The organism is Lacticaseibacillus zeae subsp. silagei (assembly GCF_030770335.1).
Classification (GTDB): Bacteria; Bacillota; Bacilli; order Lactobacillales; family Lactobacillaceae; genus Lacticaseibacillus; species Lacticaseibacillus zeae.
In genome coordinates this window covers 2679573-2703322 of sequence record NZ_CP132484.1, presented here as the reverse complement: position 1 = coordinate 2703322, position 23750 = coordinate 2679573, and the positions used below count along the sequence as shown (strand labels likewise).

Annotated in this window: 16 protein-coding genes; 9 read left to right on the top strand and 7 right to left on the bottom strand. The window is 49.6% G+C overall.

Going from position 1 to position 23750, the window contains the following annotated elements; all coding sequences use genetic code 11:
• The first annotated feature begins 101 nt into the window (after nucleotides 1-101).
• Together LACZS1_RS12525 and LACZS1_RS12520 are read left to right on the top strand one after the other, a co-directional pair.
• A complete protein-coding gene (locus LACZS1_RS12525) occupies nucleotides 102-1352 on the top strand; it encodes an alpha-L-fucosidase (RefSeq protein ID WP_093997766.1) in 1251 nt (416 codons plus the stop codon).
• 104 nt (nucleotides 1353-1456) lie between these two features.
• Nucleotides 1457-2194, top strand: coding sequence for a GntR family transcriptional regulator (locus LACZS1_RS12520; RefSeq protein ID WP_274804405.1), 738 nt, complete (start codon nucleotides 1457-1459; stop codon nucleotides 2192-2194).
• A gap of 153 nt (nucleotides 2195-2347) precedes the next feature.
• Here the strand turns inward: LACZS1_RS12520 and LACZS1_RS12515 are convergent, their stop codons facing one another.
• The 3 genes from LACZS1_RS12515 to LACZS1_RS12505 form a co-directional block, all read right to left on the bottom strand.
• Nucleotides 2348-8926 carry a DUF1542 domain-containing protein gene (locus LACZS1_RS12515; protein WP_070651406.1) on the bottom strand — a complete coding sequence of 2193 codons (6579 nt, stop codon included), beginning with the start codon at nucleotides 8924-8926 and terminating at the stop codon, nucleotides 2348-2350.
• Nucleotides 8927-8980: 54 nt separating this feature from the next.
• Nucleotides 8981-10510, bottom strand: a complete 1530-nt coding sequence (locus LACZS1_RS12510; protein WP_093997764.1) for a lectin-like domain-containing protein — start codon at nucleotides 10508-10510, stop codon at nucleotides 8981-8983.
• A 233-nt stretch (nucleotides 10511-10743) separates the two neighbouring features.
• Nucleotides 10744-11496: a MurR/RpiR family transcriptional regulator gene (locus LACZS1_RS12505; RefSeq protein WP_070651411.1), complete on the bottom strand. Its 753-nt coding sequence runs from the start codon at nucleotides 11494-11496 to the stop codon at nucleotides 10744-10746.
• Between the two features lie 124 nt (nucleotides 11497-11620).
• Between LACZS1_RS12505 and pfkB the strand changes: the two genes are divergently transcribed.
• From pfkB to LACZS1_RS12490, 3 genes are all read left to right on the top strand, one after another.
• The gene (gene pfkB / locus LACZS1_RS12500; RefSeq protein WP_070651413.1) at nucleotides 11621-12550 is read left to right on the top strand and encodes a 1-phosphofructokinase; all 930 of its coding nucleotides are present in this window, start codon (nucleotides 11621-11623) and stop codon (nucleotides 12548-12550) included.
• A 3-nt stretch (nucleotides 12551-12553) separates the two neighbouring features.
• A complete protein-coding gene (locus LACZS1_RS12495) occupies nucleotides 12554-14539 on the top strand; it encodes a fructose-specific PTS transporter subunit EIIC (protein WP_070651415.1) in 1986 nt (661 codons plus the stop codon).
• A 718-nt stretch (nucleotides 14540-15257) separates the two neighbouring features.
• A complete protein-coding gene (locus LACZS1_RS12490) occupies nucleotides 15258-15731 on the top strand; it encodes a DUF7679 family protein (protein ID WP_010490873.1) in 474 nt (157 codons plus the stop codon).
• Between the two features lie 78 nt (nucleotides 15732-15809).
• Here LACZS1_RS12490 and LACZS1_RS12485 read toward each other — a convergent pair whose 3' ends face one another.
• Nucleotides 15810-16508 (bottom strand): DUF554 domain-containing protein, encoded by a 699-nt coding sequence (locus LACZS1_RS12485; RefSeq protein ID WP_047107059.1) that lies wholly within the window; start codon nucleotides 16506-16508, stop codon nucleotides 15810-15812.
• Between the two features lie 442 nt (nucleotides 16509-16950).
• On the opposite strand from LACZS1_RS12485, the gene recA reads away from it, so the two are divergent.
• Entirely contained in the window at nucleotides 16951-18144 is a 1194-nt protein-coding gene (recA, locus tag LACZS1_RS12480; RefSeq protein WP_047107063.1) for a recombinase RecA, read from the top strand.
• Between the two features lie 269 nt (nucleotides 18145-18413).
• Here the strand turns inward: recA and LACZS1_RS12475 are convergent, their stop codons facing one another.
• Nucleotides 18414-19619, bottom strand: coding sequence for an aminotransferase-like domain-containing protein (locus LACZS1_RS12475; protein WP_070651417.1), 1206 nt, complete (start codon nucleotides 19617-19619; stop codon nucleotides 18414-18416).
• Nucleotides 19620-19885: 266 nt separating this feature from the next.
• On the opposite strand from LACZS1_RS12475, the gene LACZS1_RS12470 reads away from it, so the two are divergent.
• On the top strand, nucleotides 19886-20788 hold the full coding sequence (locus tag LACZS1_RS12470) for a LysR family transcriptional regulator (protein ID WP_010490878.1): 903 nt from the start codon (nucleotides 19886-19888) through the stop codon (nucleotides 20786-20788).
• Nucleotides 20789-20793: 5 nt separating this feature from the next.
• Here the strand turns inward: LACZS1_RS12470 and LACZS1_RS12465 are convergent, their stop codons facing one another.
• Nucleotides 20794-21276: a ribonuclease H family protein gene (locus LACZS1_RS12465; RefSeq protein WP_070651419.1), complete on the bottom strand. Its 483-nt coding sequence runs from the start codon at nucleotides 21274-21276 to the stop codon at nucleotides 20794-20796.
• Nucleotides 21277-21370: 94 nt separating this feature from the next.
• Between LACZS1_RS12465 and LACZS1_RS12460 the strand changes: the two genes are divergently transcribed.
• Both LACZS1_RS12460 and LACZS1_RS12455 read left to right on the top strand, forming a co-directional pair.
• Nucleotides 21371-22183: a Cof-type HAD-IIB family hydrolase gene (locus LACZS1_RS12460; protein WP_010490880.1), complete on the top strand. Its 813-nt coding sequence runs from the start codon at nucleotides 21371-21373 to the stop codon at nucleotides 22181-22183.
• A 161-nt stretch (nucleotides 22184-22344) separates the two neighbouring features.
• Entirely contained in the window at nucleotides 22345-23046 is a 702-nt protein-coding gene (locus tag LACZS1_RS12455; RefSeq protein WP_070651421.1) for a histidine phosphatase family protein, read from the top strand.
• Here LACZS1_RS12455 and LACZS1_RS12450 read toward each other — a convergent pair.
• Nucleotides 23043-23720 carry a YoaK family protein gene (locus tag LACZS1_RS12450; RefSeq protein ID WP_047107068.1) on the bottom strand — a complete coding sequence of 226 codons (678 nt, stop codon included), beginning with the start codon at nucleotides 23718-23720 and terminating at the stop codon, nucleotides 23043-23045. The genes LACZS1_RS12455 and LACZS1_RS12450 overlap by 4 nt on opposite strands.
• Nucleotides 23721-23750: the final 30 nt, after the last annotated feature.

Here is a 23750-nt window from a genome sequence, read left to right as displayed (position 1 = left end):
CAAGCGATTAACCCTAACAAAGGCATAATAGAACAAAAGCATTAAAAAATTCAACCTAATGTGTTAGGATATGTACCAAGGAAGACAAATGAGGTGACAAAATGACAGAACCATTACCACGAATCAAACGTTATGAAGATCTTGGTTTAGGGCTGTTTATCCACTGGGGGCTCTATTCTCAATTGGCAGTTGGCGAATGGACTGAATTCATTCATCAACGGCCGCAACCCGACTACGAAAAATTGAAAAGCAGTTTTACAGCAAATGAGTTTGACCCAGAAAAGATTGCCCACGCCGCCAAAATGATGGGGGCGAAATACATTGTTTTGACAACAAAACACCATGAAGGCTTTTTCCTATATGACACTAGAGGCTTGAGCGATTTTGATGTCATGCATACGCCAACAAAGCGAGATTTAATCGGTGAGTTCGTGACAGCGTGTCGAAAAGAAGGGCTATTGCCATTTTTCTACATGGCAACGTATGACTGGCATTCACCTTTATACGAAAAGGATTTTTCGGCGTATTTGCAGTACTTACAGTCTTCTGTCGAATTGCTTTGCCAAAACTATGGACTGGTTGGCGGCTTTTGGTTTGACGGCAACTGGAATAAGAAAGATGCAGACTGGCACTTACCCGAACTTTATGGCATGATTCGCAAATATCAGCCAGATGCCATTATCGTCAACAACACCGGACTCAAAAATCGTGGGCAAGTAAGCGATCCCGAAATTGACGTGGTGACGTATGAACGGCGAACGCCTGATGAGATTTATCATGGTGCGCCTAACGAAAAATATGTCGCGGGGGAGATTTCAATCACGTTAAATCAACACTGGGGCATTGCCGCGAATGATCTGAATTACAAATCACCGGCGGAAATCATTGAAACAGTCGCCCACGCACGACACATCGAGGCTAACATTCTGGTTAATATCGGATTGACCGGTCAGGGTGCCATACCAATGACTGCCAAAACATACATGGCGTTGTTGGGACGCTGGACAGCGATGGCGGCACCGGTTTTATACCGGGGACGTCCCACTGAAATTACCTCGGGACATGGCACACGAGATTTTGTTTTGAGAACGCATCAGCATGACTATCTTTGCGTTTTTGATTTGCAGGTTGTGGGGAACGACAATGTGGTTCTTGGTGGCGAAGGCGTTAATCCGCGGTCATTTGTTGGCGTTACACGACCTATCAAAGCCATTCACTGGCTGGATAACCAAGAAAAATTGACATTTACGCAGGATCTAAACAAAAAGGTTCTCACCGTTGATGCGACAGGGTATCCTTATGGCAGTGACTGGGTTATTAGAATAGCGCAAATCGATTATGCCGACAGATAGGTAAATTGAAGTGATTAGCAGGCAATGGGTTGGTCATTCTTTGCGTTCTAATTAATTTTCAAATCACTCAGTCCGAAACTGATAGGTTGAAAGGATGCTTATGTGTGGCTAAACCAAAGTATCAGGAAATTGTGGACGAATTGATCAAAGAACTTAATCGCGGCCGGTTGAATCAAGGCGATCGGTTTTATAGCGAAGCGGAAATTAAAGAGCGTTTTGGAGTCAGTTCAACAACTGCCGTTAAGGTGCTTAATCTGCTTCAATCGGAGAACTGGGTTACCCGAATTAAGGGACGTGGGACTTTTGTCGCCAAAGAGAACCATCGCCGCGTTGTTTATTTAATTGATCTCAATATGGCCAAAACGCAGCCAGAATGGACCAAGGTTTTAAGTGTCGAACTCGGGGACGACCCAGTGGTAAGAAAAAAGATGCAACTTGGTGACGATGACGCTTATATCGTGATTCAGCGGCTGCGGATGATTGGTGATCAACCGGTTCAATACACGATTAATAACATCAATGCTGCCTATCTTAAACAAGAATGGCTGCAGAAACTTGATGCGTTTGTATCGGTATATCAACGAATCCGCGATGACAGTGGACTGGATCCGTATAAGTTGCCGTATGCACAACGTAACTTGGCGGGCCCGGTTGATGCGGCGTTGGTGAAGCAATATTTTCCTCAACGTCCGATGAACCAAACCTTCATTCAGCAATTTCGATTAACGTATTTGCCTTTTGATCGCCCGGGTTTGTTAGAATACGCTGTTAGTTACAAACTACCGGAGTTTTGGGGGTTACAGACGGATTCGACTTATGGGTTTGTTGGTCTGGATGAGTAGTTGGCAGATCGTAAGCTATACAGTATTTTAGAAGGTGTAACAAGGTCAACGCACGCAAACAAAAGAAGCCTTCAGTCACGAACTGTTGCCAGTTCCGATTGAAGGCTTCTTTGTTTGGATGAAAAATGTTGACCGACCTTATGCTGTCACAATTTACACACGTTTGCGCTTTTTGCCGGAGGTTGTCATGCCTGCAATGCCTAAGATTAGGGCACCCATGACTGCTAACCCATGGGACTTGTTGTCGCCGGTTTGTGGTAAGGACGCGTCCTGATTTGTTGGTTTGGCCGGATTAACAAGTTCTGGGGATTCTTGAACAGGGAGCCGTTTAAGCTTCGAAAGGTTACGTGCTTTGTCGGTCTCAATCTCGGTTTTATGGTGCTTGGTGCTTTTGGGGATGTCTGTTTTCTGGTTTGTTTGACGTTCTTTTATTTCTTCTTGTACCTCTGTCAGCAACGGATTGGTTTTGAGCTGTTTCTTCTTATTGTCTGTTTCAGAATCAACTGTTTCTCCAGGATCGTGTTGTTTATCAGTTGAGGTCTTATCTAGTGAAGACTGATTAGCAAGCAAGATTTTAGCGGATGTTTGATTTTCGTGGTTCTGAACCGTATCATCTGTGATCCGTTCAGTGACTTGATCGTGTTCGGACTGTGTTACCTTTTCTTCAGCGGTTTTTTCAGGGGTTGATGATGCGTTCGGCTGATGCGGCTTATCCGGTGACGCTTCACTGACTGCTAGTGCTTTGTTGATGGCATCGGCTGGCGGTGTTGCGTCGATAGCGGCTTCAGCTTGTTGGACGGTTTGATCAACAGCACTAGGCTGTTCTGACTTCTCTGAAGCCACTAAAGTAGCGTTATCTGCAATGGCTTGATTGTCTGTGGCGATCGTTGCCACATCAGGCGCCGATGGTTGTGCCACTTTTTGATCGGCGATCGGCGTGCCGGCTTGGTGGATATTGTTAATGGCGATGATGCCAGCATTGGCTGCAGTTTTGATTGTGTCGGCGGAGGTGGCTGTGTCGATCGCATTTGCAGCAAGTGTTGCTGCATCGCCAACAGCCGCAATTTGTTGCTTTTTATCTGCAGTCGTGAGCGTTGGATCGCTTTGGATGGTTTGTTCAGCGTTATTCGCGGCATTTGCTACTGCTTGCTTTTGATGCGTCTTTTGGCTCTCCAACGGCTGGCCAACTCGGTGCGTGCTGTTAATACCGATTTTACCGATCGCAAAAGCTGCGTTGATGGCGTCGGCTTTCCTTGCTGCGTCGATGGCTGCTACGGCTATTTGAGTAACCTTATTAACATCGTCGGTTTGTGCTTTTTTCTCCGTTATGGTTAAAGTAACGTCGGCTTGGATGGTCTGAACGGCTTTTGCTGTCACAGCGTCTAGCTCTCGTTTGCGTTGCACTTTTTGATCGGTAAGAGAGAGACCAGCTTGATAGGCGTTAGTGCAGTTGGTTATACCGGCGGTGGTTGCTGTGTGCACGGCATCGGCTGTAGCGGCAGTAGTGAGAATGGCTTCAATGACGTGATCAATATTGTCAACAGCCGCGGTTTGTTGCCGTTTGTCCACCATTGTTAAGGTGGCGTCGTTTTCGATGCTTCGTTTGATGCGATCCACCTTTGAAACCAGCAGTCGTTTCATGGCCGTTTTCTGATCGGCGAGCGGGGTGCCAGTCTGGTAACTATTGGTGATCGCAACCTTGCCGGCAGCAAAAGCGGCCTTGATAGTATCTGCTGACTTGGCAGCATTGATAGCAAAAAGAGCCGTTGCCACCGCTTTGTCGACAGCAGTCAGCTGCTGCTGCTTCTCCGATGTGGTTAGTGTCGAATCAGCTTGAATGGTCTTTTTGACTTTAGAAGCTACGACACTGATGGCCTTCTTTTGGGCTGTCCTTTGCCCGTCAATGGAAGGTCCACTTTGATGTACCTTGGCTGCAGCGGCTGTTCCGGTTGTAGCGGCAGTGTTGATTTCGTCCGCGGTGGTTGCGACCTTGATGGCGGCCTGCGCTTTCTTTTCAATCTGATTGATTGCCGCTGTTTGCTGGCGTTTTTCCACAGCTGTGAGGGTGACGTCTGCTTGAATGGCTTGTTTGATAGTTGCGGCTTTATCAGCGAGTGCCTGCATCTGGGTGGTTTGCTGCTGGTCAACCGCAGTGCCGATTTGATGGGCATTGTTGATGGCGGTACGGCCAGCAACGGTTGCTGCATTGATCGCATCGGCGGTTTTGGCGCCCATGATGGTGGTTTGCGCCGTTTTCTGAGCATTGGCGACTGCAGCAATTTGCTGGTGCTTTTCTGCAGTTGTCAAAGTAGGATCTGCTTGAATGGCCTGCACAGTTTTGGCGGCTACCTGAGCCAGCGCTTGGATTTGCGCGGCTTGTTGATCGGCGATGGCGGTACCAGGTTGATGAGTTTTGGCGATGGCCATTTTGCCAGCAGCAAATGCGGTATTGATGGCATCGGCAGTTTTGGCCGCCTCAATGGTCTTTTTGGCCGTTTCTCCGGCTTTGGCAGCGGCATTGGCTTGCTGGCTTTTCTCGGTAGCCGTCAAGGTTGGGTCGTTTTGAATGGTTTGGGTAACTTTAAGAACCTCACTGGCTAGTGAGTACTTGCGGGTTACTTTTTGGTCAGCTATGGGTTTACCGGGTTGATGCGCTTGGGCAATGGCCGTCTTGCCGGTGGTAAACGTGTTGTTAATATCATCAGCGGTTTTGGCGGCATCAATGTTAGCTTGGGCAGCTTTATTGGCCGTGGTAACTGCCGCGGCTTGCTGCTTCTTTTCAGCAGCCGTTAATGTGGCATCATGCTGAATGGCTCGACGCGTGTTGGTCGCTTCATGATCTAACGTTTGCTTATGGGTGGCTTGTTGCGCGGCAATCGGGCTGCCAGATTGATGAACCCGGGTGACGGTAGCTTGGCCTGCAACGAACGCTGCCTTGATATCATCAGCGGATTTTGCCGCGTCAATGGTAGCTGCCGTTGTTTGTGCGGCCTTGGACGCGGCATTGGTTTGTTGTTGCTTTTGGGCAGCCGTTAACGTGGCGTCGCCTTGGATCGCTTGGATGACTTTAGCAGCTGCGTTATCTAGCGCTTGCTTTTGCGCCGCTTTTTGATCGTCCATGGCTTTGCCCGGTTGATGCGTCTTTTTAATGGCAGCTTGGCCACCGTTAAACGCAGCGCTGATTGTGTCGGCTGTTGTGGCAGCATTGAGGCTTGTTGTCGCGATTTTGCCGGCGTTATCAGCTGCGGCGGTTTGCTGCTGTTTTTCGGCAGCAGTTAGGGTAGGGTCATGCTGAATGGCTTGCTTGATTTTGGCGAGCTCACGATCCAGTGCCTGCTTTTTGGCTGCCTGCTGATCGGCAATTGCGGCGCCGGGTTGGTGAGTGGTGACTAGGTTGGCTTTGCCGGCGTCAAACGCGGCGTTGATCGTGTCGGCGGACTTGGCATTGTTAATGGCAGTTGCAGCTGTCGTTTTAGCTGCCTCTGCATGATCGCTTTGCTGCTGTTTATCGGCAGTGGTTAAGGTCGGGTCGGCTTGAATGGCTTGCTTAACCTTGGCGAGTTCATTAGCAAGTGCCTGCTTTTGGGCATTTTTTTGATCAGCTAACGGCGTGCCGGATTGGTGGACTTTTTCAATGTTAACTTTGCCAGTGTCAAAAGCGGCGTTGATAGCATCCGCGGTTTTAGCGCTATCGATTGCATCGCCAACCGTTTTGGCGGCATGGTCAACCTTGTCGAGTTGGTGCTGCTTTTCAGCAGACGTCAACGTCACGTCAGCCTGGATGGTTTGTCCCGCTTGGGTGACGGTGTCGTTGAGCTGCTTCTTTTTGTCGTCTTTTTGAGTATTCAAAGGGAGGCCGACTTGATACGCTGCTGCGATGTTGTTCTTGCCAGTCGCGGTCGCAGCGTTGATCTGGTCGGCGGTGGTGGCAGCATCGATGGTGTTCAGTCCGCTCGTTAAGGCTTTGGCAACTGCGTCAAGTTGGGTAAACTTTTCGGCAGTGGTCAAAGTAGGCGCATCTTTGATGGCTTGTTCAATTTGCTTGGCATGGGTAGTAAGCTGGGTCTTTTGTGCCGCTTTCTGATCGTCGATTGCCGCGCCGGATTGATGGGCTTTGTCGATGTTATCCTGACTGACGGTGGCGGCTTGCTGGATCGCATCAGCGGTCACCGCCGCGTCAATGGCATGCTTGCCAGTTAAAAGAGCCTGATCAACGAGCGCGGTCTGAGTTTTCTTTTCCGTGGCTGTCAATGTTGGATCGTGAATGATGCGATCGATCACGGCAGTTTGTTTGGCTTGTAGTGCCTGTTTTTGGCGTGCTTGTTGAGCAGCAATGGCAGCTCCAGATTGGTGGGCGTTGGTGATGTTGGCCTGACCTGCCGCTGCAGCTGTGTTGATAGTATCAGCGCTGCTTGCAGCGTCAATGTTGGCTTCGCCAGTAGCTAGGGCAGCGTCGAGGTTAGTAAGCTGTTGTTGTTTTTGCGTCGCGGTCAAGGTCGGGTCATTTTGAAGGCTTTGTTTGGTTTTATCGGCTACATTAACCAGCATCTTCTTTTGCGCCGCTTTTTGATCAGCCAGTGGCGTGCCCGGTTGATGAGCGAAAGTAATCTTTTTGCGTCCACTATCAGTCACTTGGTTAATGGCATCTGCATCGACAGCAGCATCAATGGCTGCGTTGGCATCGGTTAGCGTTTGATCGGCTTTGCTTATTTGACGCTTCCTTTCTTTGTTCGTTAATGTGAGATCTTTGTTGATAATGTCAGTAATTTCAGCATGTTTGGCGGTTAACGCCTGCTTCTGCGTCGTTTTTTGATCAGTGATGGGGGTGCTGGATTGGTGTGCATGACTGATCGTCGTTTTGCCAGCAGCCACGGCCTTATTGATGGCATCGGCTGTTTTCGCTGCGTCAACCGCGGTTGCGCTATCAGCCAAGGCGGTGTCAACGTTGGCGGCTTGCTGGTTCTTTTGCGCGGTTGTCAACGTTGGGTCGTTTTGAATAGCTTGCTTAATATTGGCGGCGGCGTTTGCCAATGTTTTTTTTTGCGCAGCTTTTTGGTCGGTCAACGGAACGCCGGGTTGATAGGCCGCGGCAATTTTTTGGAGGCCGTCTGCGGTTGCTTGGTTGATTGCGTCCGCACTCGCCGCGGCATCAACGATTGTGCTGGCATCGGTCAACGCTTGATCGGCGACACTGATTTGGTGATTCGTTTCGGTCATGGTTAATGTGAGATCCTTGTTGCTGACATCGGCGATCCGATCGCGTTCAGCTTTGAGTGCTTGTTTCTGCGCAACTTTTTGGTCAGCTAACGGTTTGCCCGGTTGATAGGCTGCGGCAATCGTCTTTAAGCCATTCTCGGCAGCTTGATTGATAGCATCTGCATCGGCAGCTGTATCAATGGCCGCAGTGGCATCAGCAAAAGCCTGATCAGCTTGGCTAATCTGGTGCTTCATGGCGTCACTTGTTAGCGTTAGATCCTGATTGATGACATCAGTGATTTTATCGTGCTTGGCTTGCAATGCTTTTTTCTGCGCCGCTTTTTGATCGGCAACGGCAATCCCGGATTGAGGGACTTTGTTGATCTTGGCTTTGGCGGCTGCTGCAGCTTTGTTGATCTTGTCGGCATTACCGACTGCATCAATGCTCGCTTCACCGTCTGCCAGAGTGGTATCAACGCTCGCAAGTTGGGTTTGCTTTTCAGCGGTTGTCAAAGTCGGATCGGCTTGAATCGTTTGCTTCGCGTTGGCGGCTTCGGTTGCCAGCATTTTTTTCTGTGCGGCTCTTTGATCGGCTAACGGGATGCCAGGTTGGTAGGCCGCCGTGATTTTTTGTAAGCCGTCATCGGCTGCTTGTGCGATACCATCCGCATCATTGGCAGCATCAATGGCCGTTTCGGCAGTTGCCAATGCCTGATCGGCCGTATCCGTTTGGCGGGTGGTTTCGGCCATCGTTAACGTCAAGTCTTTAAAGCTGATGTCCGCAATCTTATCACGCTCGGTTTTCAATGCCTGTTTTCGGGCGGTTTTTTGGTCGGCGAGGTCGGTTCCGCGTTGATGAACATTTAAAATAGCAGACGCACTGGTTGCTTCGGCTTTGTTGATTTTATCAGCAGTATTGGCTGCGTCAATGGCAGCTTCTCCATCTGTCAACTTGGTATCAACGCCAGCAAGTTGGGTCTTCTTTTCGGCCGTTGTCAAAGTTTGATCACTTTGAATGAATTGCTTGGCCTTGGTAGCTGTGTCTGCTAATGCTTGCTTTTTCTTGACTCTTTGGTCTGCTAAGGGAACGCCAGGTTGATAGGCAGCAGCGATTTGCTTCAACCCACTTGCCGCCGCTTTGTTGATCGCATCTGCGCTTGCTGCTGCATCAACGGCCGCACTGGCATCGGCTAATGCTTGATCGGCAACGCTGGTTTGTTGCTTCGTTTCCGCAAGCGTTAGCGCATAATCGTTATAACTCACATCCGCAATTCGGTCGCGTTCGGTTTTTAGCGCTTTTTTCTGCGCCGCCTTTTGGTCAGCTAAAGGAGCTCCCGGTTGATAAGCAGCGGTAATCTGTTGCAGCCCATCTGCGGCCGCTTGATTGACGACATCTGCTTCGGTCGCGGCATCAATGGCAGCATTAGCCGCTGATAGTGCTTTGTCGGCTTTGGCAATTTGATCGTTTGTTTCTTGAATCGTTAATGTCAGATCTTTAGTGCTAGCCTCGGCAATTTCATCGCGCTTGGTTTTCAATGTTTGCTTCTGAGCGGCTTTTTGGTCGGCTAGGGGTACGCCGGATTGATGCACTTAATTGACACTGGTTTTTCCGGCAGCAAGGGCTTTGTTGATTTTGTCGGCAGTATTGGCGGCATCAATGGCGGTTTCACCATCAGTCACGGCATTGTCAACCAGGCCGAATTGCTTCTTCCTCTGTGTAGTTGTCAAAGTCGGGTCATTTTGAATGGTTCGCTTAGCGCTAGCTGCTGCATTTGCGAGTGCTTTCTTTTGGGCAGTTTTTTGGTCAGCTAAAGGCACGCCTGGTTGATAGGCCGCAGCAATTTTTTTCAAACCGTTTTCCGCAGCCTGACTAATGCCGTTTGCATCGCTGGCCGCATCAACCGCCGCTGTTGCGTCTGCCAAGGCCTGATCAGCAGCGAGCGTTTGTTGCTTCGTTTCAGCCATCGTTAACGCATAATCTTTATAACTCACATCGGCAATCTGATCGCGTTTGGCTTTTAACGCCTGCTTTTGGGTTGCCTTTTGATCGGCCAGTGGCGGACCGGACTTGTGAATATCGTCAATTTTGGCTTTTGCCGTATCAAACGCCGCGATGGCATCGCCGGTTTTAGTCGTTTGATCAATTCGGGACCGTCCTTTCTGAAGGGCCTGATCAACCGCATCACATAATTGCTGGCGTTGCGCAGTCGTTAATGTCGGGTCTTGATTAATGGCATTTTTCGGCGCAGCGATTGTGGCGCCAAGATCGTTTTTTAACTTGTCTTTCACTGTGTCCAATCCCGGCGTAAAGCTAAACGATTCAAAGTCAAACATGTGTTGGTTCATTTTGCCACCGGTTGACCCAGAGATGAACATTGATAGTTGTCCGTTTTTGATATAAGGGGCCGCATTGAATTTAATTGTTGCGCCGCTTCCGGTGACGGTCATGAAATGATTGTCGCCATTGTAACTGACAATCAATTCGGAGTACTGACCGTTTGCGCCCTGAATTTTAGCGTGGGTGACCCCTTCGCCACCGTCAACGCCGACTACTTGATCACCTTTGGCAGGATCCGTGTAGATAACGCTCATTTCGTTGGCACGATAGACATCCGGTAAAGCGCTCTCTGTATGCACGCCGTTATAATACACATCGAACTTAACCCCAAAAGCACTTTTAAGTCCGCCTAGGCCAAAAGCATTTCCGGCACCACCAAGTACACCGGGTTTCGTATCGGCGAATCCAAAAGCCACGCCGTCAGCACCGTCCGGGTCGTCGCCCAGATACAACCGGCCCTTGAGTGTGAAGCTTTGACTCATATCAATCTTGGTGTTTAAGGCAACGCTCCCTGTCCGATCGGGTAAGTTAGGCGTGAGTTGCACTTGGGTCTTTGAATCTTTGGGATAAAAAGAGGCTGAACCACTGAGTTTAAAATACTGGGCAAACTCATTGGGTCCAACCTTAATTGAAACATCTGTTATTGAAGTTGCGTAAACGGGAACGGCTTCGCAAAGCTGCGGAACGGCTAAGCTGCCGATGATGCCAAACGAGACTGAGATCAGTGCGGTTATCCAGAACTTACCGCTTTTGTAGCGTTTGTAATGTACTTTCGAGTCCAACTTTTCTTCTCCTGAATGGTATTTAGGTCTGCCACATTTTCGCGTTACAACCTGATTTAGAAATTAGCATAGCATATATTATCAGTTGAACAAGACAAATTTTGCAATTGGTCGAGGATTGTTGATTAACAAACTTATGTTATTTTAAAACGGTTCGCATGTCTGGTATAAAAAGTGGTCCAACCGAATTTTTAGTCTGTAAAATGTTCAGTTCTTAACGCGACAAGATGTGATTAACGCGCCTCCTTACGCTTACGTACCACATAACTATCCAGTAAAATCCGACTCATCACCTGCAGTGGCAGACGCGAAGCTACCTCATATTTGTCGAAATAGGCGGCTTTGGATTTATAGCCCACAAATAATTCATCAGCGTATTTGACGATGGGCGCTTCGGCGTTGGTTGTCAAAATAATTTGCGGAATGTCGCGTGCTGCCAGTGTTTTAGCAGCGGCGACGAGTTCAGGCGTTTCACCATTCAACGTGATTGTGAGTGCGACTGCTTTCGGACTGATTTGGCCGGCAATGGTTTGAATAATGTTGGGATCGCTGAAAAATTCGGCGTACTTGCCAAGCAGCTGAAGCTTTAGCGTGATCTCGGAAGCGATTGTTTCTGACAAGCCGCGGGCGAGCACCAGGACGATCTCGGCTTTGGCGAGCAATTGCACCGAATCTTCAATCACGGAAACTTTTAAGTTGTCGAGGGTGTTGTGAACCTCGATTTGATTTTGCATGATCACTTTTTTAATTTGATCGTCCACCTGATCAAGAATGCCAAAAGGTTCAGCGTCGCCAATGCGTTTCAACAAGTCATGCCGAAATTCGGTGTAGCCGTTGAAGCCTTTTTTCTTCATCGTGCGGACAATGGTGGCAGGCGATACATTAGCAGCGGCGCTTAATTGCGTGATTGAGGCGTTGACGACTGTCTGCTGGTGGTTTTCGATGTAATCCCAAAGATACGCTTCTGTTGGACTGAGTGTAGCCATAAACAACCTCCTGAAAAACATTTTCGATCAGGTGACAAAATCGCTGAAAGCAGAAAACTCTTTTCAAATGAAAGCGGTTAACATGGAGATAAGCAAAAACGAATGACATGAAGGAGCGGTTAATTTGATTTATACCCTGACGTTAAATCCGGCCATTGATCTTTTTATTAAAACCCAGACAATGGCGCCCAATACGGTGAATCGGACAGATAGCTATGATATTCAGGCAAATGGGAAAGGCGTCAATGTCAGCTGTATCTTGAAGCGGCGCGGTGTAGATAACGTCGCGCTCGGCGTGGGTGGTGGTTTTACGCTGGATTATATCGCCGATTTTTTGACGCAGCAGGGCATTCGCAATCATTTTTATAAAGATGCGGGATTTACCCGGATTAATGTGTTTACGCGGGTTGTGAGTGACAACACCGAATACAAACTGGTCAATCCCGGTCCCGAAATTAGCCCGACAACATTAAAACAATTATATCAACAACTGACCACGCTTGGCGGCGAAGATTGGCTCTGCGTCTCGGGCAGTTTTGCGCAGGGCATTGAACCGAGCTTTTTGCTGAAGCTGGGTGCCTTGAGTCAGGAGCGAGGTTTTCAGCTGATCATCGATAGTGCCTATCCTGAAGCCGTCAAAGCTTTGGCGTATCGGCCACTGTTAGTGAAACCAAATGATGAAGAGTTGATGAGCTGGTTTGATCAATCCGGCGCGGCTGATCTATCGACCATGGTGGCCTTGGGTCATCGCGCACTGGACGCCGGTGCACAGAATATTCTGGTTTCATTGGGTGCTGCCGGAGCTTTGTTCATGAATCATGAAGTTACGCTGGTCGGTAACGCCCCTAAAATTGACGTGCTCAACACGGCAGGCGCTGGTGACACCATGCTCGGCACCTTTTTAGCCGGGTTGTATCAAAAGCAGGATTTGGCCGCCACTTTGAAATTAGCGATTGCGGCTGGCAGCGACACGGCCCGGCGCGCGTGGATTACGGATTTTACCCAGACAGATGAATTATTGACGCAAATTGAAATCAAGCAACTGGAGGGCTAGAGAATGGCAAAATATGATTTGATTGCGGCAACCGGCTGTGCGACCGGCATCGCGCATACTTATATGGCGCAAGAAGCGTTGGAACAGGCTGCCAAAAAGATGGGCCTAACAATCAAAGTGGAAACACACGGGCAGACTGGCGTGGATGACCCGTTGACGCCGGCTGAGATCTCAGGGGCCAAAGGGGTTGTCATCGCTTCGGACATTGATGTCGACGCCGATCGGTTTGCCGGTAAGCCGCTGGTCAATGTTCCGGTGGCAGCGGGCATCCGCGAGCCGGACAAACTCATCAAGGAAGCTTTAAGTGACAGTACACCGGTTTATATGCCAAAAGGCGGGACAGCCAAGGCTAGTGCCGATGAAAATGTTGAAACCAGCACTGCCGGCATTGGCAATAAGATTTATACCAGCTTAATGAACGGGGTTTCGCATATGCTGCCGCTGGTGGTAGCCGGTGGGGTGTTGATCGCCGTTTCATTTTTCTGGGGGATTTACTCGGCTGACCCGAAGAATGCCGAATACAACCAATTCGCGGCCATGCTCAATGCGGTCGGTAGTGCGGCGATGGGTTTGATGGTGCCAGTCTTAGCGGCATACATCGGTGAAGCCGTGGCGAAGCGGTCTGGCTTGATTGTCGGCATGGCAGTCGGCATGATTGCGTACAACGGCGGCAATGGGTCCGGATTCCTAGGCGCGATTGTCGGTGGCTACATGGCCGGACTGGTTATTCTAATGTTACAAAAAGTGTTTGCCTTTATGCCTGACAAGGAATTTCGCGGCCTAAAAGCAATTTTCCTTTATCCAGTATTAGGGGTCTTCATCGCCGGTTCGATTATGTATCTGATCAACACGCCAATGAAGGCGATGAATCTCGGCTTGATGGCGTGGTTAAAAGGGCTTGAGAGTTCCAGCCCGATTATTTTAGGCGTTGTGGTCGGCGTCATGTGTGCTGCCGACTTTGGCGGTCCGATTAACAAAGCTGCGTATCTGACAGGCACCGCGCTGCTGGCCCAAGGTAATTACTTTTTCATGGCGGGTGTGTCAGCCGCCTGCATCGCACCGCCACTGGCAACCACGATTTCGGTTTTGCTGAATCCTAAAGCTTATAATCGGGATGAGCGCAGTGCCGGTTACGTCAATGCTTTGTTAGGATCGACGCATATTACCGAAGGCGCGATTCCGTTCGCTGCCAAAAATCCACTGATGAACATTCCTGCCTTTATGGTTGGCTCGGCGATCGCGGCAGTGTTGACGTACATGTCGCGTATCCAGGTGCCAGCACCCCACGGCGGGTTCATCGTTTTGCCACTGGTGAACAAACCGTTTCTCTGGGTCGCCTGGATTCTGGTTGGTGCGGCTGCATCAGGCGTTCTTTTAGCCATGATTGCCGGCCGTTCTTCTAGAAAACGCGGCGTGAAAACCGGCGTGGTTGAAGCGGCTTTGGCAACAGAAGGCGCTGCAGACGATGCGACGGCGGCACCGGTGAAGGTTGATTCGGCACGCAACCAGCCGGCGCCGGTCGATGATCAGGCTGATCAGACTTTTGATCCGAGCGATATTTTGAGTAAGGAAAATATTGAAGTTGATGTACCTGCTAAAACGCGTGACGATGTCTTACACTATTTGGCGGACATGGCGGTTAAGAACGGCCTTGCCACAGATGCCGATGCGATTTTCAAGAAGTATGTTGCGCGGGAGGTGGAAGGTTCGACTGGGATGGAAAAAGGCATCGCCATTCCACATGCACAGGATGCCACGATTAAGCAGTCGGCAATGCTGGTGTTGCACTTGGCGCAGCCGGTTGACTGGAAGACCTTTGATGGTAAGCCGGTGACAGCCGTGATTTCGTTTTTGATTCCGGAACATGATAGTGGCGGTCATTTGAAGTATTTGTCGAATACGGCGAAGTTGCTGACGCATGAAGATTTTGTCAAGGCGTTTCAGGCGGCACGGACGCCGGATGCTTTGTATGCGTTGTTTAAACGCTAGGGTATGTTTGTAGGCGTGAGAAGTCTCCCGGTGTGGGGGCTTTTTTTTGCGTTAGAGGATGTTCTATTTGAGGCAAATGTGAGGGGCGGGCTTTCGTGTTCTATAACGCGTTCGCCAGCCTAGAAACCTGCAAATAAGGACCTCGAGCCTGAATGGCCAACACTGACTGAAGATCGTTCTATTGGAGGCAAAAAGCCAATTTATTTCCGCTTTCTATAACGCGTTCGCCAGCCCAGAAACCTGCACATAAGGACCTCGAGCCTGAATGGCCAAAGCCCAGCCATTCAGGCTCGAGGCCACTTATGCTCCGGTTTCTAACCGGGCTGGCTCACGCTCACACAAAAAAAGCAGACCGCTGGGTGGGCGGTCTGCTGGGGGTGTCTGATCGTTTGGGGGACGATCGACGATTTCTACTTTGGAGGAGTAAAAATGAAAAAGTTGGGTTGGGGTTTTAGGAATGAGTGGGTAGCTCATTTCTATGTTTCTTATACTACAGACAGGGTGTGAATGAAATGTGAAGGCAAATGCAATATTCTATTATATCTTTGTGGTGATTGTGTTCACATTTGAATTCACCGCTTGCGTCGCCGAGGTTGGTTAGTTTGGCGGAGGGTTAATTAACGAAACAAACGTTCTTTATGCAAATCCGAACATTTCGTGTTAAACTTTTTTCAGCAGTACAAGTCGCCTTAGGGGCCAAGGTAAGTGGGGTGGTAACATGAAGAAGCAACATATCGTTGTACGGGTTCGCCGTCCGGATGGGTTGGTTTTGGACTTCCGGTTACCAAAAGATGTTACGCATGCAATTAAGGTAAGTCCGCAAACTGACTGGTTTGAGCGGCTTCGCGGTGGACTGATTGTCGCACCAATGGCGCCATATGTCGGCAAAGGGCATACCGCGTTTTTCATCGGTCGGATTGAACGGGTTTATTATTCAGGACGGCAGTTAAAACGCTTTACGCGAAGCCAGTTTCTGTTGCCAGATGTCTGGCGCGAGCAGGATTTACTTGAGAGCTTCACATTCTTACGGCACGATCATGCATGGTTGAATCGTTTGTACATTAAAGACGATCTGCGCTATTGGTATCACGATGCGAATTCGCGCATTTTGACCAAAATCCGTGATTGGCATTGTAAAGTGGTTTATCGGCGTTTTCAAAGCGGCCGGCAAGGATTGATTCCTAATTTCTGATCGGAGCGCAAAAATAGTAATAGGTAACAGACTATTAAAAAGCAGGTCAAGGCGCGGCCTGCTTTTTAGATGCCTAATTTATAGAAAATACTGACCAGTCAGAATTGCCAGGAGAACGAGTAACCCTGGCAAAAGATTGGAGATCCGAATTTTGGTGATGTCCATGAGATTCAAGCCGATGCCCAGAATCATCAAGCCGCCAATTGCGCCGATTTCGCGCAAGGACGTCGCCAACAAGGTTTTGGGAATGAACTGGACTAGGAAACTGGCTAACAATGTGATGGTACCTTGATATAAAACCACGGGGATGGCGGAGAACATAACGCCGACGCCAAGTGAAGCGGTCATCATGATGGCCATGAAGCCATCCATGACTGCTTTCGTGTAAAGTGTGGCGTTATCACCGGACACGCCGGCCTGGATCGCGCCCAGAATGCTCATGGCACCGATGACGGCGATTAACGTCGCGGTGACGAAACCCTCTGCAAAGTGGCTGTTGCCTTTTGCAAAGCGTTCCTGCAGTTTGAGGCCGAGATGATTCATGCCGTCTTCGATATGCAGCCACTCACCCAACAGGCCACCAAGACACAGGCTAATGATGATGACAATGAAGCTTTTGGTCTGCAACGCCATCTGAATGCCTAGCGCAAACGTGCCAAGCCCTAGACTTTTGGTGATCGTATCCTTGGCGTTATCGCTAATATTGTGCAAGACCAGCCCAAGCAGACCGCCGCCGATAATGGTTAAGCCGTTGACAATGGAACCCATGAACATCATTGTTTTTCTCCACCTTGTGTGTATGATTGCCATCACTGACCGAACCATCATAGCATGTTTTCAACAGAGCGTGAGCAGGCCCGCTTAGAAACCGGAGCATAAGTGGCCTCGAACCTAAATGGCTGGGCTTTGGCCATTTAGGTTCGAGGTCCTTATGCGTAGGTTTCTGGGCCTGCGAGCGCGTTTCAGAGACGCAGTAGAGAACTTTTGTCTAGAGGCCTTTACACGCAAACTCCTGCGCCAGCGACCGCGTTTTCAGCCCATCAATAACAGCAGGTTTTTCCCAATCGCCCGGTTGCTTCAGGTAAAATAGAAGGGAAAACAATTTGGCACGCAGAAAAATCCGTTTTGTTGAACGAAAAGCTTGCAAAAAACAAACGCATGTTCGATAATGTAACTAGTGTATTTTAAGCGCTGTGTGCGCGTAATTAAGGAGACAAATATGGCGAAAAAAACGACCACAAAGAATGCTAATACAAAATCTGATACCACAGATCGCGAAACCGAATTAGAAAAGGCGCTGCAGAAAATCAAGAAGGCGTTTGGTGAAGGCGCCGTGATGAAAATGGGTGATCGGCCGGAACTGAAGGTTGATGTTGTTTCGACTGGCATTCTTTCATTAGATTTGGCACTTGGTGTCGGCGGGTTGCCACGCGGCCGGATTGTGGAAATCTATGGTCCTGAAAGTACCGGGAAAACCACAATTGCGTTACAGACGATCGCCGAGTTGCAAAAATCCGGCGGCAAGGCAGCTTATATTGATGCCGAAAACGCGATGGATCCAAAATATGCGGCTGAATTGGGGGTTAACATTGACGACCTTCTGTTATCCCAGCCAAACTCGGGTGAACAGGGATTGGAAATTGCCGAAATGCTGATCGAATCCGCCGCCGTTGATATTGTCGTGATTGATTCCGTTGCCGCTTTGGTTCCCAAGGCTGAAATCGAAGGCGCCATTGGTGACAGTCATGTCGGTTTGCAGGCGCGGCTAATGTCGCAAGCGCTGCGTAAAATGGCCGGGTCGATTAACAATACCAATACATTGGTCATCTTTATCAATCAGTTGCGGGAAAAAGTCGGCGTGATGTTTGGTAATCCGGAAGTTACGCCGGGTGGACGCGCCTTGAAGTTTTATGCCTCGGTTCGTATTGAGGTCAAAAAAGGCCAGCAAGTCAAAGATGGTAAAGACGTAATCGGTTTTGCCAGCAAACTGAAGGTTACCAAGAACAAGGTGGCACCACCATTTAAGACGGTTGAAACCACGATGTCATTTGGCCATGGGATTGAGCACAACACCGACATGATCAACTTAGTGACGGAAAAAGACAGTAAGTTTGATGTCATCACTAAGTCAGGATCCTGGTACAACTATGGCAAAGAGCGTCTGGGCCAAGGCCTTGTGAACGCCTCCCATTATCTGGACGAACATCCGGAAATTTCCAAGGAAATTGAAGCCAAAATCCGCGAACAGGCTGCACCTAAGAAGCCGGAAGAAACGGACGACGACAAGAAGGACGCTAAAAAAGACGTCAAGTCAACCGACGAAGCTAAGACTGAAAAGCCAGCTGAGGCCGATGACAAGCAAGAGGACAAGAAAGACGATCCGTCAAGCTTTGGTGTTGACCGCTTAGTTTAAGCAGCGCCGACATTAGTTTTCAATAGTTTATAAGTCCACAACAAAAGGCTCGCTGCCAAACGCAGCGGGCCTTTTTTGGGGTGATGATCGGATGGGGGCCAATCATCTTTTTTTTGGAGGAGAAAAATGAAAATTAGGTTGGGGTTTAGGAATGAGTGGGTGGCTCATTTCTATGGTGCCAATACTACTGGCAAAGTTTGACGAAAATGTGATGGTTACTTTGTCATTTTGTAAAGTTTACCACCTAAGCAATACGGTTCGTCAGGGAACTAAGCCCGCTCGGCAACCAAGGTAGGTTGGTGCAATGCCATCTTCAAAGCATCGCCTAATGCTTTGATACCGGTGTCGATCTGATCCAAGGTCGGACCGGTGAAGTTGAGGCGGGCGCCGTTGACCTGTGCGGAGGTCGCATATAGATTGGCCGATGGCACATAGGAGATGTTGTTTTCCGGCAATAGATGTTGCTTCATGAAGGCACCCATGTCAAAACCGGCGGGCATGGTGAGCCACAGGAAGAAGCCGCCGTCAGGATTGTTGAAGTGGGCTTCGGCTGGCATGTAGCGGGTCATGGCGTCAACCATCGCGTCTTTCTTCTCACGGTAACGATCCTGAATCTGCTTGATGTGCGCATCCAGATCGTTTTCTTCCATGTAATCATTGATCCCGTGCATGGTCAGGTTGCTGGATTCCAGGTCACTGCCGCCTTTTAATGCAATCAGCTCTTTTAAAAGCTCCGGCGCAGCAACTAACCAGCCCATCCGCAAACTAGGCGAGAGGATCTTGCTGAAACTGCCGAGATAGATGACCCGACCTTCTGTATCCAAAGACTTAATGGTTGGCAACGGCTTGCCGTCGTAGCGAAGGTCACGGTAAGGATTGTCTTCAAGAATCATCACATCGTATTGATTGGCCAGGCGAATCAGGGCTTTCCGTTTGGCGAGCGACATCACGATGCCGGTTGGATTTTGAAAATCCGGAACCGTGTAGATGAACTTGACGGAGCGGCTCATCAAAACCCGTTGCAAAGCGTTGATGTCAATGCCGTCGTCCTGCATCGGCACCTCGTAGTAAGTTGGCTGATAAGCATTAAATGCAGCCAAGGCGCCTAAGTAAGTTGGCGCTTCAACCACCAGGCCGTCGCCAGGATCAAGCATTAACCGCGCAACCAGATCGATGCCTTGCTGGGCACCTTGCGTCATCATGATATCGGCCGCACGTGTCGGCATACCGGTGGCTCGCAGCCGCGCCGCAATCTTTTCCCGGAGTGGCAGGTAACCTTGCGTGCTGGCGTATTGCAGCAACTCGGTATCGCCACTGGTGAAGCTGTGCTTAAAAGCGCGGTTGAGCTGCTGTGTCGGGAACAGGCTGCGATCCGGATAACCGCCGGCAAAGGAAATGACATTCGGGCCGGAAGCCGCGAACAGATCCTCTAAGCCTGATTTACCGGTTTTTTGTGTACGTTTTGCGAATTTCATGATGAAAATCCCCCTTTGGTATCGATGCAAGAAGCGGCGCGATACCTTCGTCGCGCTGGTTCGAAAATCCGATCAACGCTTTCTTATTGACACTAGTGTAAAACGGCTCGTATGATTGAGTAAAGCTCAACTATTTCAGGTTAAGTTGAATACTGTTCATGTTAAAAAGAACGAACACACTTAGTGACTGATGTGACGGGATTTGTCTTGCTGAAGTGACAAGCGCTGTCACTTCAACTTCGCGGTGAAAGGGAAGAAAAAATATCATGGGTAATTTTTCGTATGAAGTTTTTAGCAAAGTCGTCGAACGCGGGACACTGGCACAAGCGGCGGCGGAATTGAATGTCACACCGAGTGCGGTCAGTCATAGCATCAGCCAGCTGGAGAGCGAGCTAGGCTTTCCGCTGCTGATTCGCAATCGGACCGGCGTGACCCTGACCGAAGACGGTGCGCAGGTGCTGCCAATTATTCAGAGTATTCAGAATCTTGAGGAGCAACTGTCACAAGTGGCCGATAACATCAATGGTGTCAATACCGGCCGTATTCGCATCGGCGCGTTTTCGTCGGTGTCGACGAACTGGCTGCCCACGATTATTCAGCGGTTTAAGAAGCGATATCCGCACATTGAAATCAGCGTGGTTCAAGGGACTTTCAATCGCATTGTGGACGCTGTGCGATTGGGAACGGCTGATTTAGGGTTTTCATCACTGCCAGTTGGCCCGGGCGTGGTCGTGGAGCCGTTGTTGAAGGATCCGATTTACTGTATCACGCCGAAAAGCTTCAAGCCCAAGAATGGTAAAACGGTGACGCAGGCGGATGTCGAAAAGCGGAACTTTATTCTTCAACAAATCGACTATGATCGCGACACCAAGCGCGCATTGGACCGTTATCATGTGTCAACGAACACCATTAATTACTCAATTGACGACCAAAGCATTTTGTCGATGGTCGAGTCGGGCCTAGGGCTTGGCATTTTACCGAAACTGGCCTTGCAGAAGCTGGTGGGTGATGTTAATGTTTATCCGTTTTCTGAACCATTTTCCCGGACGTTATGTTTGGTGATTAATCCGACCATTAAAAAATCACCTTCTGTCCAAAAGATGCAGCAGGTGATTAATGGGTTCTTGGCTGAGACCTATGGAGAAGCTTTTTTAGGCCATCAAGGGTAAAATAATCAGGAGCGATCATCGAGCCGATCCATGGTTTGGTTCAACGCCTCATCGACGCGATTGTTGTTATGATTGGTGGCGTGGCCTTTCACTTTATGAAACGTCACGTGATCGAAGCGGTTAACTTGATGTAGCAGTGCCTGCCACAGCTCGGCGTTTTTAACCGGCTTGCCGTGGTTGCGCCAGCCGTTTTGTTGCCACTTGATCCACCAGCGCTGTTGCATGGTGTTGATCACGTATGCAGAATCGGAATAGACGTCCACCGGAATATCCGTGCGTTTGATCGCTTTTAATCCTTGAATCACCGCCATAATTTCCATATAATTATTGGTTCGGCCGTAATCGCCTTCAGAGAGCATTTTCTCATGCTCCCCGTAGATCAGTAACGCGGCCCACGCGCTTTTATCGGTGGGCCGGACTGAGCCGCCAGCGTGATTGCCGGTGTTGCGATTGCCGCCGTCTGTATAAAGTACAATTGATTCAGCCATCTTGTCCTCGCTTTCTAACTACCTATTGTAGGGGAATGGGTTGCAGATGGCTATCCTTGATCGCTTTCGAAAAAAATTGAAAAGAGGCTGCTGCATGAATCGTTATCTTATCGCACTGGATCTGGATGGTACGACCTTGAACGCTGATGGCCAGTTGAGCGCTGGCACGATCGCTGTTTTGCAGGCGGCGCAGGCAGCAGGCCATTTGGTGGTCATTGCAACCGGCCGTCCGGATGCTATTTCAGAACAATTTTATGATGCTTTAAAGCTACAAGGGCCGATGATCAATTTTAATGGTGCCTTGATTCACATGCCGCACCGCCACTGGCAATATGAAAAGGAAGTCACGATTCCGATTCCGGTGGCCTTATCCTTGCGCCAGTTGAAGCAGGCGTTTGCGTTTAAAGTGATGGTGGCAGAAGGCAAGCGCTTGTTGGTGGCGGATCGGCCGTACGCCAACATTCCGTTTTTGCCGGATCGCTTACACCCCGATGCGTTGTTAGATGAGCAGGGGCTGCGGCAGGCACCGATTTCGGTCACCATGTTTATGGAAGCCAAGATCTTCAAGCCGGTTGCCAGGCAGGTCGCGGCATTGTATCCGCATCTGGCTGCCAAAACTTGGGGCGCCTGGAGCGGGGAATACACGGCGCTGGAAGTCACAAGCCGCAATACAAGTAAATCCCGGGCATTGGCTTATGTGGCGGGATGTTACGGCATTGATCAGTCGCATATCATTGCATTTGGGGATGATATGAACGACTTGGATATGCTGCAATTTGCCGGCCATGGGGTGGCCATGAAAAATGCGCGTCCGGCCATTCTTGCAGCAGCCGACGCGCATACGCCAAGCGATAACGAGCACGATGGCGTTGCGGATTATTTAGCGGATTACCTGAAACTGGCTTAGTGACAAGTCAACAATGAAAATAACGCGTTCGCCAGCCCAGAAACCTGCGTGTAAGGACCTTGGTCGCAATGGTCAAAGCCCGACCATCACGCCCAAGGCCACTTACACTCCGGTTTCTAACCGGGCTGACTCACGCTCACAGAAAATAGGGGATTGTAATCATGACAACGCTTTATCTTGTCCGTCACGGGCAAACTGAATTTAATGTTCAAAAACGGGTTCAGGGAATGGCTGATTCTGCCTTAACTCCCAAAGGCATTGCAGATGCCAAAGCATTGGGATTGGGGTTTAAGACAGCAGATATTCGATTTGATGCAGCATTTGCGAGTGATTTGACCCGCGCGATCGACACGGCGCATTTTATTTTAAGTGGACTAGGTGAACCGTTGCCGGTCACAACGCTGATGGGCTTACGTGAAGAAAATTATGGCAAGTTTGAAGGGCAGCTGGCAAATGATTTTTCATTAGCGACCATGGGCGTTGCCAATTTTCACAAAGCCTTGGCCAATCGCGAAATTACCTTGGCGCAAACGGCTGATGCGGCGTTTGCGGCTAATATGGATCAACATCCGAATACTGCCGAGACGAATCGCATGGTTCAGGAACGGCTCAATCGGACTTTGCGCGCAATTGCAGTGGAAGCCGAGACGAAAGATTGGCAGCGAGTTTTGGTGGTGACCCACGGAACTGCTGCGTTGATGTGGTTGAACTACATCCACTACAACATTGATGGACGGGAAATGCTCGACAATGCCAGTGTGACCAAACTGTCGTGGACTAACGAGCGTTTTCGGGTCACCGATTTTAATGACTTAGGCTTCCTGCATCAGGGCCAGAAAGTGGCTGGGGAAGCCAGCGCTTAATGCAGTTTAATCTGGTCTTGCCAGAAAATGCCGTCAATGGCGATTAGGCATAGTGCCGCGCCGGCCAAAGCATAGGTACCGATATAGTGAGTCAGGATGCTGGTGATACCAGCGCCGGCCGCAAAGCTCAAAATAATGGTACCGATCACAGCTGCGGATTCGCGGCTTTTTTGCTGGCCGCGAATGAAGCCATCATAGAGATTCTGAGCAGCTGTCCGGAGATTGCCGGTCATCATTAATGAAGTAAACGGACCCCCGCGTAACCGGCGGAACTCCTGAAGTTGAGCGGCAGCAATGAGCGAGACCATGGCGCTGGCGACTAAGTCAGGTAGCCAGCGGCCTAGCAGACTGACGAGCAAAATTAATCCGATTTCGTAGCGAACGATCCAGCGTTGTTCGCTTAAGGGATGCTGACGTTTATCGGCTTGCAGCTGAATGGCCCGTGCCGCCATCGTGCCGAACATGAAGGCCAGGATCGGTACGACATAGCGAATCGCCGTATACCATTGCGCCTGACTAAGATGCACACCTAATAGAATGACATTCCCGGTCTGCAAGCCAGCAAAAACTTCGCCATGCAGCAAATAGGTAAACGCATCAAAGCTGCCAGCAGCGCCGGTCAGCAACGTGCCGATTAATAGACTTTCGTGGATGGGTTGATTTTTGGTTTGCATATGGATTGCCGCCTTTTAATGATAATGTGT

What these genes read in the sequence shown, in the direction of transcription:
- LACZS1_RS12525 (WP_093997766.1), top strand. Translation starts at nt 102, where the DNA reads ATGACAGAACCATTACCACGAATCAAACGTTATGAAGATCTTGGTTTA.
- LACZS1_RS12505 (WP_070651411.1), bottom strand. Translation starts at nt 11,496, where the DNA reads ATGGCTACACTCAGTCCAACAGAAGCGTATCTTTGGGATTACATCGAA.
- LACZS1_RS12495 (WP_070651415.1), top strand. Translation starts at nt 12,554, where the DNA reads ATGGCAAAATATGATTTGATTGCGGCAACCGGCTGTGCGACCGGCATC.
- LACZS1_RS12490 (WP_010490873.1), top strand. Translation starts at nt 15,258, where the DNA reads ATGAAGAAGCAACATATCGTTGTACGGGTTCGCCGTCCGGATGGGTTG.
- LACZS1_RS12485 (WP_047107059.1), bottom strand. Translation starts at nt 16,508, where the DNA reads ATGATGTTCATGGGTTCCATTGTCAACGGCTTAACCATTATCGGCGGC.
- recA (WP_047107063.1), top strand. Translation starts at nt 16,951, where the DNA reads ATGGCGAAAAAAACGACCACAAAGAATGCTAATACAAAATCTGATACC.
- LACZS1_RS12475 (WP_070651417.1), bottom strand. Translation starts at nt 19,619, where the DNA reads ATGAAATTCGCAAAACGTACACAAAAAACCGGTAAATCAGGCTTAGAG.
- LACZS1_RS12470 (WP_010490878.1), top strand. Translation starts at nt 19,886, where the DNA reads ATGGGTAATTTTTCGTATGAAGTTTTTAGCAAAGTCGTCGAACGCGGG.
- LACZS1_RS12465 (WP_070651419.1), bottom strand. Translation starts at nt 21,276, where the DNA reads ATGGCTGAATCAATTGTACTTTATACAGACGGCGGCAATCGCAACACC.
- LACZS1_RS12460 (WP_010490880.1), top strand. Translation starts at nt 21,371, where the DNA reads ATGAATCGTTATCTTATCGCACTGGATCTGGATGGTACGACCTTGAAC.
- LACZS1_RS12455 (WP_070651421.1), top strand. Translation starts at nt 22,345, where the DNA reads ATGACAACGCTTTATCTTGTCCGTCACGGGCAAACTGAATTTAATGTT.
- LACZS1_RS12450 (WP_047107068.1), bottom strand. Translation starts at nt 23,720, where the DNA reads ATGCAAACCAAAAATCAACCCATCCACGAAAGTCTATTAATCGGCACG.